Below are 14,480 nucleotides of genomic sequence, written 5' to 3' on the forward strand. Positions count from 1 at the left end.
CCACCTCCACCGCCAGCAAAAAGAGCCGCTGACCTGCGTGAACAGGTCGGTGGCTCTTTTTGTTTGGCGATTTGGGGGCACATTTGGGGGCACGGCCCTCCCGGCGCGCCACGTCACAAGGAGGTTCCATGGCAGGGATCGAGACGAGGAAGGGCCCCCGGGGCACCACTTTCCGGGTCTACTGGCGGGAGGGCGGCGGCCGCGACGGGGCGCGCGACAGCGAGACCTGCGACACCAAGGCCACCGCCAAGCGGTTCAAGGCCCTCGTCGAGGCGGCCGGTGAGCGGCGGCCAGACGGCTACCCCAAGGGCTGCAGGGGCATGGGGATCGGCACACGCGGCACCCGCGCCGGCAACGGCCAGGCGGCCGACCCCGCCGGCGCCCCGACCTGCGCATGCTGGAGCAGCGCATCGAGCTCCTGCCGCCCAAGGCGCTGATCTTCACCGGGGCCCGCAGCGGCATCCTCAACAGCTCGGGCCGGCACCAGACCCACTGGCGCAAGGTCGTCCGGCTGGCCCGCGAGCACGAGGTGGCGACCCGCACCCCCCTTCACAAACTCAGGCACGCCCACGCCGTCGACCTGCTGGGCAGCCTGTCGCTGGACACCGTCTCCAAGCGACCTCCTGAACGACGCCGAGGCGATGGAGGCACAGATAGAGGCGGCTGAGGCGGCGGCCGCCGAGAAGGTGGCCGTGATGCGTGCGGCGGTCAGATCGTGCACCCCGCCCGGCAGCGCCCCCGACGTCCACAGCGGCGTCCCCTCGGGAGAGGCGACGACCTGCACGTTTACCCCGTGGGTGCGGTGGTTCGAGGAGAAGTACGGCCGGTCGGCCCGCACCCGGTCGGTGCGGACGAGCGTTCCGTCCAGCACCAGGTGGCGCGGCCCCGCCCTCTTCGCCGCGTCCAGCGCCCGCCCGAGTTTCGGGGAGCGCGCCGACAGCAGCACCACGGTCTCCTCCACGTAGCGCCACGCGGTGGCCGCCGACACCCCGAAACCGGCTCCGAGCTCGGCGAAAGTCTCTCCCTTGCGCAGGTGGACCAGCACCAGTAGCGCCTGCTGCCCCGGGTTGAGCAGCCGCCATGCCGACCGTACGGCCTTGCGTCGGCGGCGGATCAGCCCGGCGACGTAGTTCAGCGTTGAACGCGACAAATCGACGGCGGCACGCTAGAAAAGCACCTGAAGCTCCTGGCTCGACGGGTGTGGTTGTGGTGATCAACCCGTCTACCAGGAGCTTTCCTACGTCATGGGGTGAACGCCGGATCCGCGATCAGGCTGTGACCAGTGAACTGGCATCAGAGGATGAAAAAGGTTCAATGTTGGGTGAGGCGTCGAGCCACCACATTTCGTGCGGCAGAAAAGCGGCGACAATCAGACAGGCGGGTACGGCGCCGAGGGCCATCGCCCGCACTTATGGGAGCTCCGGTGGCGAGCAACCTCACATTGAACTGGAGTGCGGCCCGTTGGCCGTGTGCAGCACCCCGGAGGAACTCACCTGCTCGCCAGGTTGACGACCGCCTCCCAACCGTCGAGGTAGGGCCCGATCGGCGCGGCCTTGAGCACGAGGTCGGACGTGGGCGGCGGGAGTCTGTGCGCGGTCAGGGTGACACCGACGGTCCCACTCCGGCCGAGGCTCTCTCCTGGGACGGGAAACTGCGCGATGGTCCACTGGTCGCGGTCGACGGTGATGGGCGACTCCAGGCTCGCGCCACCGGGGAGGACGAGGCGTGCCGTCCGTTCGGTGGAGGGGGCGGCGGCCACTACGGAGTCGTCTTGCAATTCTGCTTCGACATAGCCGAAGTCAAAAGAGGAAGGATCGCCGAATTCCTTTACGGCTGTCGTCGTGTGGAGGAGGCAAATGCACCTCTCCTCACGCCGCACATGTTCAAAACCACCATCTGCCAGCGGCAGAGTATGCCCCGACCGGCGATTCGACATGTGCTTGAGATAACGGTGGCCGTTTCCATGTGGCGGCGGCAAAACGGTCTCGATCACCATCGGCCACATAGCGGCTACGCGCCCCCGTGACCGCTGGACGCCGACATCGAGCGGGACACGGTTTTCCTGCCACCACATGATTACTCCTCCGTGCGTAGGCATGTTTAGGCGGCAACCCCACCTTGAGGCCGCCGCCAAACATGTGTTATTCGAGTCCGAAAACCATTTCTGTCTTCAGGTCACAAGACGTTTGCGCTGTCCGAGGGGCCACCTGAATAGCATACTGCGCCGCTTGTGAGGATGGCATGGCTACCGGAGCGCACATATCCAAGGTGGGTACCGTTGATCGGTGACCTGTCGACTACGGTCGGACTCGACCAGGTGGCGGAGGGCCATTGAGGGCCGTTATCGCTCCATGACCTTGAGTAACCGCCTCCCACAAGGTCCTGGATGTAGACTCGCCATTGGAAGTCGTAGGCTTCGCCCCCGGTAAGGCGGAACCCCGTGTACCACTGGTAGAGGTCTCTACCAGGTGCGTTCATGATGTAGAACCACGAGCTTCCGCAGTTGCCCACGACCTCGTCTTCGGGTGTCACTCCCGCACTGGCGGCACTTTTCTCGACCGCCTCCTCCTGCGCCCGCTGGGAATCCGCGGGCACCCTCGCGAGCTCCTGGCCGCTCTTGCCGTCGACCAGGATTTTCATGTCGCCTTCAAGGCGTACGATGTTGCCTACTTACTTGGCCTGCGTCTCGTCTATGCCGCCGACGAACATGGCGAGTTCCTGTGCGATCTGCCGCTGAGCAGGGGAGGGTTCCGCGGCGGCGGACCCTGCGGTAACCATTGTTGCGCCGACTGCACATACGGCGGCAATGCCTAGCGTAACGATACGATGGCAGGCGGATGATTCCAGATATGGCTTTACAAATCCTCCATCTCCCTGTGACGAGAATTGCCTTGTCGCGAAGCTAACACGACCATTTCGCCAGGCTCAATATTCTCATTTCATTACTTTCCGTGGTGCCAGGCCTGCCTATACCGCCACACGTGGCCTAACTGCGGCGCGTACTGTCAGCACTACAGCGGGAATTATCTCCTGACGAATTCAGCAGGCCCGCCTTTCAAATTGCAGGACTGAATGGGCGGTGCCGGTGCCGCGACCCAACCCGCACGGTTAGCAGCGGTCGACTCGGGGAGCGTGAAGGCTTTGCGTGCACGCCACCTCGTCAAGAGCTTCGAAGGTGTGGATGTGCTCCTGCTGATCTCCGCAGGCTACGGCGAGGACGACACAGTGAACCCAACGAGTGGGGTGGGCAGCTCAGCGTTCTACCTGGCGCCTCGCGACAAGGGCGATGCCTGGTCTGAGGAACTCGCTGCAAGTGGCCAACAAGGTGCGCAACGCCTTCTGGGGGTCAGCCAAGTCATCCCTCCGCGGGAGAAGGGCCTGGCACTCAACTTGGCGGATGAGCCTGTGGTGCTGAGACGTCGGCTCATGTTGGCCGGTGATCGTCCTGTGGAGGTGACTGATTCGTACTACCCTGCCTCGTGTCACGGTCGAGGCGATGCGTGCGGCCGGACTACCGGTCATCGTCGAGTTGTGGATCCCGGGGAGCGAGTGCAGTCAGTGCCATCACGCGCTGGCCGGGGACACACTCCTGCACTACGACCTGCACCCCGGTAACCTCCACGTCACCCCGGAGCGGGTTGAGGTCATTGACGGGGGTTCGCGGCGCGTGGCGCCACCTGGATCGACGCCTTCATGTTCGGCCCCGCCTCATCGAGGCGGGGCACACACCTCCACAGGCCGAGGGCCTCCTCGCAAGGGTTCCCGTGTGGCAGAACGCTCCCGCCAACGCGGTGACCGGTCTAGCTGCCCTGTGGACCTTGTTCCGCGTTTACAAGGCGATGTATGGCCCCAGCGAAGACCGGGAGTTTCGGGCACGTGCTGCCGAGGCTGGCCGGGTTTGGGTGGATCACCGTACTCGCTGATCACGACGGCGGGGGGTGCTGCTCCCACTTCCAGGTCTACTGCGGTGCTTCAAGATCGAAAGGTGATCTGGGAAGCGGGTGACAGAGGCGTGCCGGCTATCCGTGGGTTCGAGTCCTGCCTCCATGACCGTGTGATGTCTCAGGACATTGGAAACCCGTGCATCTCGGCTGGCGGTGTCGAAGTCCATCATGCGTACGGCGAAGGCCTTGCTCATCAGGCGGTCGAACTGCTCTGCGTCGTGGGGGGCTACGGGTTCAGGTAGGACCAGCCGCCATTGTGCGTACGGCGAAGGCGTTGCTCGCCAGGCGGTCGAACTGCTCGTCGTGGGGCTTACGTGTTCAAGTAAGACCAGCCGCTCCAGCGGCTCACGGCGATATCGATCACCGGGCCTTGCGGGACACGGTCCTGGTACTGGGGGTATTTGAGGGCGAGCAGGTGGAGAGCGGGTAGGCGGTCCTCGTATTCGCGGATGGTGGCTCGTCCGTCGGCTCTGGCCCACCACAGCTGGGTCCAGTCCTCGGTGTACTCGTCGGCGAGTAGACACACCTTGGGGTTCGCCCGGATGTTCTGGAGCCTTCGCAGGTTGTGGGTGGTTTTGGATTTGTGGTCAATGGCGATGACCACGTGGTCGCCGTCGACGGCGAAGGTGACGGGGACGAGGTGGGGCGTGAGGTCAGCCGATGCCGTGGCCAGCCGAGCTACGCGGGACTGGCTCAGTCTCTCGCGTGCTTGGTCTTCCTTCATTGGTTCCCCCATCTCCGGCCCGCACCGAGGTAGCTGATCGTGGCGGGGACGCCGTGTACGGCCTGCCGGCGCTAAGGCCGCGGGTTGTCGAGAAGTAGCAGTGTGTATGCGGCCAGCACGATTACACCCGTTCGGATCATGTGCTCGACCTGTGCCCGAGGGAACCAGCGGTGGCGCAGGTCTTGCTCCTCGACTTCCAGCTCCGCGTTGCCAGGTGTCAGCTCTATCGACAGGAACGGTGGTCCTTGCGATCAGTCTCTTGCCCAGATCGGCGTGCTGATATCAATGCGTGTTGCCTGCCGGATTCGACAGCCGAGTCGATGAGACAGTCGCCTGGCCAACGCCCATCCTCGTGAGCAAGGGCCTCTGACCCGGCCGAATGGGGAAGAGGCCCTTGTGTTTCGCGATTGTCGTGGGGAACACGTTCCGTGCGAGAGGAAGGTTCGCCCGCCAGTGGCGGTGAACCTTGGTTGATCTTGCCTTCCGCCGCGAATGTGGTCCCGTCATTCGCTGTGATCGCGGATAGAAGCTGTTACCGGAGTGACTTGCCCGCGATGTAAAGGTGCATGTTGGTGTAGTCGAAGGTGATGGCGTACGGCTTGAAGAACTCGTGGGTGAAGTTGGCGATCAGGTCGAAGCCGAACTGGGCGGATTGGCCCGGGCCGGGGAAACCGGGGAAGACCTTGTCAGCCACGCGGCCGCGGACGTTGCGTTGGACGGCCTTGCCGAGGCTGATGCGATCGCCCTTGGCCCAGTAAAGCTTGTTGTTGCCGGGCTGGGGGATCGGGTTTTTGAGGTCCACCTCGAAGCCGACCTGTTTGGCGATTTCCACCGTGCTGTCGAAAGCAGCGCCGATGCCGCCGGTGTCGACGGTGACCATCCGGGGGCCGTAGTCACCGAGGCTGCCCATGCTGCACGGGAAGTGGTCGCCCGCCAGCCACAGGGGTAGCCGGTCGTAGCCGGTGCGTGCGGCCTCCGCGCGGAACCTCCGCAGCTGGGACTCCGTTTTGCGGCGCAGGATGAGGGCCTTGCCTGCATAATCCATCGTGGTGAGGAAGTGGTAGAAGATCGTCGTGCCGAACGCCCCCGCGGCCGCTGAGCCGTCAGGGAGGGGCGGCCTTTGCACGTCGCTCCACTGCACCGGGATGTTGCGCATCTCGATGTCACCGATCCGGAACGACTCCAGGACACCAAGGTAGATGTTGATCGGACGGTTGTTGGCGAACCCGCCCTCCATGGTGGCCACGGCGCGAATTCCAGCCGCCTCAGCCACCTCCGGAGACAGGTCGAGTGTGCCGTAGGTGTCGAGCCAGAACTTCTGCGGCTTGCCACCGTTGAGTGTGGCTTCGACGGAGGGAACGGGGTCCAGGGTGTGGAAGGGCACTCTGGTGCTTTGCGGACCCGACAATTGCCAGGCCTCGCCCTTGATGTGGGAAAACATCTCGGCGAACGACTTGTCGCGGGGGCGGCCGGTGCCCTGCAGAAGCGGCACCGCACGGGCGAATTGATCGCGCCGTACATAAGACTCAGCGAGTCGCTGGGCGGAGGCAATGTCGGTGGGTTGCAGGGCGACGGCCTTGGACAAGTATGTCTCGGCGTCGCGGAACCGGTTGGACAGCAGCGCCATGTAGCCCAGCTGGGCGAGGGCGCGCGCGTTTCGCCGATCCTTGTGCAGAAGGCGTCGGTAGCCGCGCTCGGCTGCGGAGAACTTGCCCTGCTTGAAGAGCTGATCCGGGTCCCCGCTGACGGCGGCGAAGGCCGGGCTCGCGGTGGAACTCAGCAGGGGGAGAGCGGCGCCCGCGGCGGCGGCCAGGCCCGCTCGCTGGAGGAATGCCCGCCGGCCGGGGTTGTGGATATCGTTGGGGAGGGTCATCCGTCGTGTCCTCGTGTTGTGGTTGAGCGCACCGCCGAGACGATCGAAGCGGAGCGCACGGTAATACAACAAAGCGACACGTTTCACCAGCGTTAACTCACTAGTGGCACCCCCTCTCGCTTCCTGTGGCGGGTCACAGGCACAGGCCGGCCGGCACGCCTGTCGGCAACCGGAAGGCCGCCCGCGGGGGGCACAGCATAAGGGGCACCAGCACAGGTCGGCATGCACGTTGGCGACCCCACGGCGATCCCCAGCCGACCGGTTCGATTGCTCTCCTTCACGTGCTTATCCCCCATGGAATCTGCGGCCAGAAGTATGGAGATCCTCCCTGGGGGTCATAGGGCTCGGCACACGACGTACGGAAGTCGTCCGCGATCGCCAAAGCCCGCGCATGATGAACGCGTTCGATCCTGTCGATCCGTGGTGAGGCAACAGTGAAGAACCCAGCGATCAGGTGGAGGAGGGTGAAGGTGGAGGTTGGAGCGGTGCTTTCGCTGTCGGGGAGGTATGCCCGGTTCGGGACGCAGGCTCGGTTTGGCCTGGAGGTGTGGCGGTCGTTCAACGGCACTGTGGGGCTCGTCATCGAGGACGACGAGAGTGACCCTCGGGGGGTTGAGATCGCCTTGCGGAGGGTCGCGGCGCGGTGTGACATCCTGCTTGGTCCCTATTCCACCCACCTGATGCGCAGGGCCGGGGATGTCGCGGCTGACCTGGGTCGTCTCATCTGGAACCATGGTGGTTCAGGGGATGACGTGCAGATCGCCCATCCGGGACACGTGGTGTCGGTGCTCACGCCTGCCAGCCGATATGCGGAGCCATTTCTCGGATATCTGTCGGCTTCTGGGGATATGTCGCCGCTTTGGCTCTATAGAGGCAAGGGGCGTTTCGCGGAGCAGGTCACCGCGGGAGCCGCAGCCATCGCGCGCTCTGTCGGTATTCGGGTCGTCGAGGACGAGCCGCCCCCACACCTCGAAAGCGGCTGGAACCTTTTCTGCGCCGGCTCCTTTGAGGAGGATGTGGACAGAGTGCGGCAGGCGTTGGCTCTACCACACCCTCCTGCGACCCTGTGTGCTGTGGCGGCCGGCGTCCGCGAGTTCGGTGCGGCGGTTGACAGGGCCGACGGCGTCTACGGGGTCGGGCAGTGGTTCCCCGGGGCCGGGCACGAGGTTCAGGTCGGAGTCTCGGAGTCCGACTTTGTCCGTGCTTACGTTGATCGTGTTGGACATTTGCCCGACTACCCGGTCGTCCAAGCGGCTGCCGCCGCCACGATCGCCACTCACTGCGCGCAGCTCGCGGGTAGCACCGAGCGCACGGCACTGTGGGCGGCGGCCACGGCGTTGGAGACGCCCACGCTGTTCGGTGGTTTCCGGGTCGATCCGGTGACCGGAGCACAGGCCGGTCACGCCGCGACACTCGTGAGATGGGGATCCGGCGGCCTGGCAGCGGCCCGGCCAAGATGATCTCACGCTAGGGGACGAGGCTCTCGCCGTACGGCGCAGCCAAGGGAACGCTCTGCCGTACGGTCTCGTCGGCGGAGCGTTGTCCACAAGGTCGGTTGTCCGCGAGGTTGGTTGTCCACAAGGTCAGTTGTTGGCGGTGGTGACCACCGGGAACTGCGCGTCGATGCGGTTGTACTGCTGCTGGGCCGACTCGAAGGCGGTGGGCTCCACGGCGCTGGCGCCGCTGTAGGGATGGCTGATCATCTGGATGAAGACGATGCCAAACAACACCACGGTCATCCGGACGACGTCGCCGACAACCGACGCACCTGAGGGTTTCGCACCGTTGAACCATGGAAGTGCGATGACGAACATTCCGGATAGGAGCATGGCCACCACGAAGATGCTTTCCAAGTGGGTGCCGGCGTCTTCGGCGCGGATGGTGCGGGCGTGGCTGACCTGGGAGGCCAGGGAAAGGGCGTCCTTGTGGAGGTCGCGCATGTCCTCTTGCTTGGGGCTGAGGCGGAGCAGCGACGCGCGGAGGCCTTCCAGCGTGGTGTCGGGCACGGGGGAGAGCTTGTCCTCGGGCATCAGGGGCCAGTCGAGGGTGATGCTCTGCGAGGTGTACGTCTTGATCTGGTTTCTGATCTCACCCGAGCCGGGTATGGGCGCGACCGTCCAGTAGAGCTCGGTAAGGGTTTCGGCCTCGGCGGTGGCGTCGGTGCTGGCGGCGGTGATGGCGTCGCGGCAGAGTACGGCGGCGTAGGCGAGGACGAGAAGGTATACGGCCAATGCCAGGTTTGCGGCGAAATCCAGGGCGATGGGACCGTGTTCATGGTTATCTGCGCCTTTTCGCCGCAAAATCAGAAGTACGATGAGCAGTACGGCAACAGCCACTCCGATGGTTAGCGCGATCAACCGTGGTCCCTCCTCAGTTTGTTCATCACTGAGAGTAAGGGGACGGCGCGCCACACACGAGCTTTCCACCGTGTTTCCCAAAGAAATCCAGCTCTGAGTGGAAATTGTTACACACCGCCCGCTAGCCGATCAGGCACATGCGGCCACCAAAGCTTGATATATGGGGCTTTCAGATAATTTTTCGGGTCATATGGTGACAAGTCGGCTGGCGTCCGACCCGGCGGGGCGCCGCCGAGGAGCTGCGGCTTCGCCGCGGGACGACGAGCCGCCCTGCGACGCGATACCCCGACAAATCCCAATCTTTCCTACGAGCTGCCGCTTAATGCGCAAGCGCGGGCATAAATAACCACGCTCCTCACATAGCCAAGACAAGCACCCGAATCTACCACCGCAAAGAGTGACGCGCCGAGCCAAAAATAAAGGCTCAGTCACGTATCCGCTCCATGATTGCCGACATCATGTAAAGACTCCCACCAGACAGGGATCATCCACGCGAAATCGTGGGATTGAACGTCTTGGCGGAAGGGCACCCGTGAAAAGAGATCATATGTGGATACGTCCCTGCAGTCGGGGGGCTGTGCGGCTGACCATGGCCACACTGTTCGCCACGCAGATATCGATCATTGTTATCGCCTCAACCGGCCATCCGGCCACGGCGAAGACACCCGCGGACTCGCCGCCGATCAGGCTTGACCTCGCACCGCCGGCAGCCGCGCACACACCGCTCACCGTCTCATCGGCACCCGCACAGTCCACAAAACCGGACCGGCCAAGCATGCAGCACCAGCTGGTCATGCTGACCTACGGCCTGGACGGACTCATCGAAAGCGCCCAGCCCGACGACACAAGCGCCGCCGAGAAGATCCCGGTCATCATCTACACCACCGAAGCCGACGAGGCCGCCACAAAGGCCAAGGCAGCCCGAGAGGCTGACAAGCACCACGACACCCGCAAAGTCAGCCGAACCGCCTCAGGCGACACCCAGGATGCCGACAGCCAGGACACAGCGGGTACGGCAGAAGCCGTCGAAGGCATCGCCGTACTCAAACGTGCCATTCCCCGCCGCGCGGCGCGGGCCGCCCGGGCGGGGGCGCGGATGGCGCATTCGGCGGCGATGTTCCGGCTGCGCCGGGCCGGGCTGGGATGGCGGTCGTCCCGGGGGTGTTCCCACCGCTGGCTGCGGTGGTGCACCTCGCTGGAGACGATGCGCCGCGGCACCCTGACGGAGGTCATCCGTCTCAAACGGCGCAGCGGGTGTCCGATCATCGTCACCGGGGGCACCGAGGTGGGCCACGCACCGGGGCCCTTCAGCCACGGCGCGGGGTACAAGGTGGACATTGCCCAGGGCAAGTGCATCAACCGCTACATCAACCGGAAGTACCGCTATATCCGCACCCGTGGTGACGGCGCCCGCCTCTACCGCGACCGCGACGGCGACATCTACGCGAGGGAACCCTCCCACTGGGACATCCTCGTCACCTAGGAAGCCGCTCAGCGCGGATCAAACGGTGCCGCGCAAAACAGTGCCGCGCAAAACAGTGCCGCGCAAAACAGTGCCGCGCAAAAACTGAGTGCCGCCGCCCCGGCAAACAAGGGCGGCGGCACTCAGCGTGCAGCGTGTATCAAACCTCAGGCGTTGAACTCCGCCGCCACCAGCTCGCCGATCTCAGCCGTGTTGAGCGCGGCCCCCTTACGGAGGTTGTCACCACACACAAAGAGGTCGAGCGTGTTCGGGAAGTCAAGCGCCTGCCGGATGCGCCCGACATAGGTCGGATCCGTGCCCACCACATCGGCCGGCGTCGGGAAGATCCCGGCAGCCGGGTCGTCGAGCACGACGACGGTCGGCGCGGCGTCGAGGATCGCCCGCGCGGCCTCCACCGTGATCGGCTTGGCGAACCTCGCGTGCACGGCCAGCGAGTGGGTGGTGATCACAGGCACCCGCACACAGGTCGCGGAGACCTTCAGATCGGGGATGCCGAGGATCTTGCGGGACTCGTCGCGGACCTTGAGCTCCTCCGACGCCCACCCGTCCTGCTTGAGCGAACCCGCCCACGGCACCACGTTGAACGCGATCGGCGCGGGGAACGGCGACTCCGCCAGGTCGGGCACGGCCTTGCGCACGTCGCCCGCCACGGTGCCGAGCGTGCGGTCACCGGCGAGGGCCTGGACCTCATCGTAAAGCCGGTCGGAACCGGCCACACCTGCGCCCGACACCGCCTGGTAGGAGGCGACGACAAGCTCGCGCAAGCCGAATTCCCGGTGGAGAGCTCCCATCGCGGCCATCATGGACAGGGTCGTGCAGTTGGGGTTGGCGATGATGCCCTTCGGGCGGTTGCGCACCTGCTCGGGGTTGCACTCGGGCACCACGAGCGGAACGTCGGGATCCATCCGGAAGGCGCCGGAGTTGTCCACCGCGATGGCGCCGCGGGACACCGCGACCGGCGCCCACTCGGCCGACACCTCGTCCGGCACGTCGAACATCGCGACGTCGACGCCGTCGAAGGCCTCCGGGGAGAGCGCCTGGACGACGACGTCCTCGCCGCGGACCTGGAGGACCTTGCCCGCTGAGCGCGGGGAGGCGATCAGGCGGATCTCGCCCCACACGTCGGGGCGGTGGGTGAGGATGTCGAGCATGACGGTGCCGACCGCACCCGTCGCGCCGACGACCGCCAAGGTGGGCCTGCTCATCGTCCGGTACCTCCGTAAACCACTGCCTCGACCTGGTCGGCGTCAAGGTCGAACGCGCGGTGGGCGGCGGTGACCGCGGTGTCCACCTCGTCCTGTCCGACGATGACAGAGATGCGGATCTCCGAGGTGGAGATCATCTCGATGTTGACTCCCGCGTCGGCGAGAGCCGCGAAGAACTTCGCGGTCACACCGGGGTGCGACCGCATGCCGGCGCCGATCAGCGAAACCTTGCCGATCTGGTCGTCGAACAGCAGCGACTCGAAGCCGACGGAGTCCTGGATCTTCTTCAACGAGGTGAGCGCGGCCGAACCGTCGCTCGCCGGAAGTGTGAAGGAGATGTCGGTGCGTCCGGTGGCCGCCGCCGAGACGTTCTGCACGATCATGTCGATGTTGACGCCCGCGTCAGCCAGGGTTTTGAAGATCGTCGCAGCCTCACCGACCTTGTCGGGCACACCGACAACAGTGATCTTGGCCTCGCTCCGGTCGTGGGCGACGCCGGAGATGATGGGCTGCTCCATCTCGGTTCCTTCGCTGTTTGCGTCACGCATGGCGGCACCAGAGACCACCCACGTGCCTTCCTTCTGGCTGAACGAGCTTCTGACGTGGATTGGCAGGTCGAACCGGCGCGCGTATTCGACGCAGCGCAGGTGAAGGATCTTTGCCCCGCAGGCCGCCATCTCCAGCGTCTCCTCGTAGGAGATGCGCGGGATCTTCCGTGCCGTAGGCACGATGCGCGGGTCCGCGGTGAAGATGCCGTCCACGTCGGTGTAGATCTCGCAGACGTCGGCGTCGAGGGCGGCGGCCAGCGCCACCGCCGTGGTGTCCGAACCCCCGCGACCGAGCGTGGTGATGTCCTTGGTGTCCTGAGACACGCCCTGGAAGCCGGCCACGATGGCGATCTGGTTGTTCTCGAGCGCGCCCCGGATGCGCCCGGGGGTCACGTCGATGATGCGCGCCCGGCCGTGGCTGGAGTCGGTGATCACACCTGCCTGGGAGCCGGTGAACGACCGCGCCTCATGACCGAGGTTCGCGATCGCCATGGCGAGCAATGCCATCGAGATGCGCTCACCGGAGGTCAGCAACATGTCGAGCTCGCGTCCCGGCGGGAGCGGCGAGACCTGCTGGGCAAGATCAAGCAGCTCGTCGGTGGTGTCACCCATCGCGGAGACCACTACGACGACGTCGTTGCCGGCTTTTTTCGTCGCGACGATCCGCTGGGCGACCCGCTTGATGCTGGTCGCATCAGCGACGGACGAACCACCGTATTTCTGCACAACGAGCGCCACGAGATGTCTCCCCACTCAGAGATGTGGAGCTCACAGTCTAACGGCGCTCGAATATGCCACTTGAGTGAGACCACAATGTGGACATTTCATGCTCAGAGGACGTCTTCCCGTCAGGCAGTCGTGCGCTCCTCCACCACGTCGAGTCGGGTATGCGCGACAAGTGCCTGAAGCGCCCGCAGAGCGGCACCCGCGTGATTGCCCCAGGTGTTGAAATAGGAGTATTGCCACCACCACAGCGCCTCCAGCGGACGACCCGCCTGGAAGTGCCGCAACCCGTGGATCAAGTCCGCCGCCACCGCCGCGAGATCATCCGAAAGCCGGTACGGCGTGACCGACGTGTCCTTGTACGGATCGAACACCTCGGCATAGTCGTCGACCGGGCCAAGCCGCTCGGCGAGAGCCGTACGAATCTCGTCGAGATCGGGATCCTCGCTGAGATGCGGCTCCCAGTTGCCGGAAAGAATCACGTCCTGGCTCGCTCCCAACTGGGCACCGGCCAGACTGACCTGGGAAACCTCCATAAGCAGCAGCGGCAGGGTGGCGTCACCCCCTTCCCCACGGGCAAGGCGGGTCAACCCGTCCAGATAGTTCTGTGCGTGCCCGGCGACACTCTCCGCGAGGGCACTCCACTCGTCAGACATCCAGCAGCCTCCGTCCTTCGAACGCGCGGCCCAAAGTGACCTCGTCGGCGTATTCGAGATCACCGCCCACCGGCAGGCCGCTGGCGAGCCTGGTCACTTTCAGGCCCATCGGCTTGACGAGCCTCGCGAGGTAGGTGGCTGTCGCCTCCCCCTCCAGATTGGGATCGGTGGCGAGGATCAGCTCCGTCACCACCCCGTCCGCCAAGCGGGTCATGAGCTCACGCACCCGCAGGTCGTCGGGGCCGACGCCGTCGATCGGGCTGATCGCCCCACCGAGCACGTGGTAGCGGCCCCGGAACTCGCGCGTCTTCTCGATCGCGACGACGTCCTTGGACTCCTCCACCACGCAGATGACATGCGGATCGCGGCGGGCGTCCCGGCAGATCCGGCACTCCTCCTCCGCCGCCACATTTCCACATGTACGGCAGAAGCGGACCTTGGCCTTCACCTCCAGCAGCACGTGAGCCAGCCGCTTGACATCGGCGGGATCGGCCGCGAGCAGGTGGAACGCGATCCGCTGCGCGCTCTTGGGACCGACGCCGGGAAGCATCCCGAGCTCGTCGATCAGGTTCTGCACGACCCCTTCGTACATCTAGAATCCCGGCAACTGTCCGAGCCCGCCGCCGAGTCCCTGGGCGAGCGGGCCGAGTTTCTCCTGCTGAAGGTCGGCCGCCGCGCGCACTGCGTCGCGCACGGCCGCGATGACCAGATCCGCGATCGTGTCCGCCGTCTCCTGGGCGTCGCCGGAGTCGACGACCTCTGGACTGATCTTGAGTTCGAGCAGCTCGCCCGAGCCGTTCACCGTGGCCACCACAAGGCCACCGCCCGCGGTGCCCTTGACCTCGGCATCGCTGAGCTCCTGCTGGGCGCTGACGAGCTGCTGCTGCATGAGCTGCGCTTGCTCCAGCAACTGCTGCAGGTTGACATCCCCTGGGTTCACCGTCGTGCGCTCCTCGTGACTCCGTGT

The 14,480-nt window shown here is 65.2% G+C and carries 12 protein-coding genes and 1 pseudogene; 2 read left to right on the plus strand and 11 right to left on the minus strand.

Going from position 1 to position 14,480, the window contains the following annotated elements:
• Positions 1 to 694: 694 nt before the first annotated feature.
• The 5 genes and pseudogenes from Ssi02_RS40125 to Ssi02_RS28245 all read right to left on the minus strand — a co-directional run.
• Positions 695 to 1,150 (minus strand): annotated as a pseudogene (locus Ssi02_RS40125) (transposase); the annotation flags it as partial.
• A 339-nt stretch (positions 1,151 to 1,489) separates the two neighbouring features.
• Positions 1,490 to 1,777, minus strand: coding sequence for a hypothetical protein (locus Ssi02_RS28230; RefSeq protein ID WP_204030628.1), 288 nt, complete (start codon positions 1,775 to 1,777; stop codon positions 1,490 to 1,492).
• A 398-nt stretch (positions 1,778 to 2,175) separates the two neighbouring features.
• On the minus strand, positions 2,176 to 2,640 hold the full coding sequence (locus tag Ssi02_RS28235; RefSeq protein ID WP_204030629.1) for a hypothetical protein: 465 nt from the start codon (positions 2,638 to 2,640) through the stop codon (positions 2,176 to 2,178).
• 1,614 nt (positions 2,641 to 4,254) lie between these two features.
• A complete protein-coding gene (locus tag Ssi02_RS28240; protein ID WP_204030630.1) occupies positions 4,255 to 4,668 on the minus strand; it encodes a TIGR03668 family PPOX class F420-dependent oxidoreductase in 414 nt (137 codons plus the stop codon).
• 532 nt (positions 4,669 to 5,200) lie between these two features.
• Positions 5,201 to 6,541 (minus strand): aspartyl protease family protein, encoded by a 1,341-nt coding sequence (locus tag Ssi02_RS28245; protein ID WP_204030631.1) that lies wholly within the window; start codon positions 6,539 to 6,541, stop codon positions 5,201 to 5,203.
• Positions 6,542 to 7,011: 470 nt separating this feature from the next.
• On the opposite strand from Ssi02_RS28245, the gene Ssi02_RS28250 reads away from it, so the two are divergent.
• Entirely contained in the window at positions 7,012 to 8,001 is a 990-nt protein-coding gene (locus Ssi02_RS28250; protein ID WP_204030632.1) for an ABC transporter substrate-binding protein, read from the plus strand.
• Positions 8,002 to 8,124: 123 nt separating this feature from the next.
• Here Ssi02_RS28250 and Ssi02_RS28255 read toward each other — a convergent pair whose 3' ends face one another.
• On the minus strand, positions 8,125 to 8,898 hold the full coding sequence (locus Ssi02_RS28255) for a bestrophin-like domain (RefSeq protein ID WP_204030633.1): 774 nt from the start codon (positions 8,896 to 8,898) through the stop codon (positions 8,125 to 8,127).
• Between the two features lie 775 nt (positions 8,899 to 9,673).
• On the opposite strand from Ssi02_RS28255, the gene Ssi02_RS28260 reads away from it, so the two are divergent.
• Positions 9,674 to 10,381 carry a hypothetical protein gene (locus Ssi02_RS28260; RefSeq protein ID WP_204030634.1) on the plus strand — a complete coding sequence of 236 codons (708 nt, stop codon included), beginning with the start codon at positions 9,674 to 9,676 and terminating at the stop codon, positions 10,379 to 10,381.
• Between the two features lie 146 nt (positions 10,382 to 10,527).
• Here the strand turns inward: Ssi02_RS28260 and Ssi02_RS28265 are convergent, their stop codons facing one another.
• The 5 genes from Ssi02_RS28265 to Ssi02_RS28285 form a co-directional block, all read right to left on the minus strand.
• Entirely contained in the window at positions 10,528 to 11,586 is a 1,059-nt protein-coding gene (locus Ssi02_RS28265; protein ID WP_204030635.1) for an aspartate-semialdehyde dehydrogenase, read from the minus strand.
• Entirely contained in the window at positions 11,583 to 12,872 is a 1,290-nt protein-coding gene (locus tag Ssi02_RS28270; protein ID WP_204030636.1) for an aspartate kinase, read from the minus strand. The genes Ssi02_RS28265 and Ssi02_RS28270 overlap by 4 nt, the downstream gene beginning before the upstream one ends.
• Before the next feature lie 110 nt (positions 12,873 to 12,982).
• Positions 12,983 to 13,513 carry a DUF5063 domain-containing protein gene (locus tag Ssi02_RS28275; protein ID WP_204030637.1) on the minus strand — a complete coding sequence of 177 codons (531 nt, stop codon included), beginning with the start codon at positions 13,511 to 13,513 and terminating at the stop codon, positions 12,983 to 12,985.
• Positions 13,506 to 14,105 (minus strand): recombination mediator RecR, encoded by a 600-nt coding sequence (gene recR / locus Ssi02_RS28280; protein WP_204030638.1) that lies wholly within the window; start codon positions 14,103 to 14,105, stop codon positions 13,506 to 13,508. The genes Ssi02_RS28275 and recR overlap by 8 nt, the downstream gene beginning before the upstream one ends.
• Positions 14,106 to 14,453 carry a YbaB/EbfC family nucleoid-associated protein gene (locus tag Ssi02_RS28285; RefSeq protein ID WP_204030639.1) on the minus strand — a complete coding sequence of 116 codons (348 nt, stop codon included), beginning with the start codon at positions 14,451 to 14,453 and terminating at the stop codon, positions 14,106 to 14,108.
• Positions 14,454 to 14,480 lie beyond the last annotated feature (27 nt).

Origin of the sequence: Sinosporangium siamense (assembly GCF_016863435.1) — a bacterium.
GTDB classification, from domain to species: Bacteria; Actinomycetota; Actinomycetes; order Streptosporangiales; family Streptosporangiaceae; genus Sinosporangium; species Sinosporangium siamense.

Coding starts and splice junctions, on each gene's coding strand:
- Ssi02_RS28240 (WP_204030630.1), bottom strand. CDS start 4,668: ATGAAGGAAGACCAAGCACGCGAGAGACTGAGCCAGTCCCGCGTAGCT.
- Ssi02_RS28265 (WP_204030635.1), bottom strand. CDS start 11,586: ATGAGCAGGCCCACCTTGGCGGTCGTCGGCGCGACGGGTGCGGTCGGC.
- Ssi02_RS28245 (WP_204030631.1), bottom strand. CDS start 6,541: ATGACCCTCCCCAACGATATCCACAACCCCGGCCGGCGGGCATTCCTC.
- Ssi02_RS28260 (WP_204030634.1), top strand. CDS start 9,674: ATGCAGCACCAGCTGGTCATGCTGACCTACGGCCTGGACGGACTCATC.
- recR (WP_204030638.1), bottom strand. CDS start 14,105: ATGTACGAAGGGGTCGTGCAGAACCTGATCGACGAGCTCGGGATGCTT.
- Ssi02_RS28275 (WP_204030637.1), bottom strand. CDS start 13,513: ATGTCTGACGAGTGGAGTGCCCTCGCGGAGAGTGTCGCCGGGCACGCA.
- Ssi02_RS28235 (WP_204030629.1), bottom strand. CDS start 2,640: ATGAAAATCCTGGTCGACGGCAAGAGCGGCCAGGAGCTCGCGAGGGTG.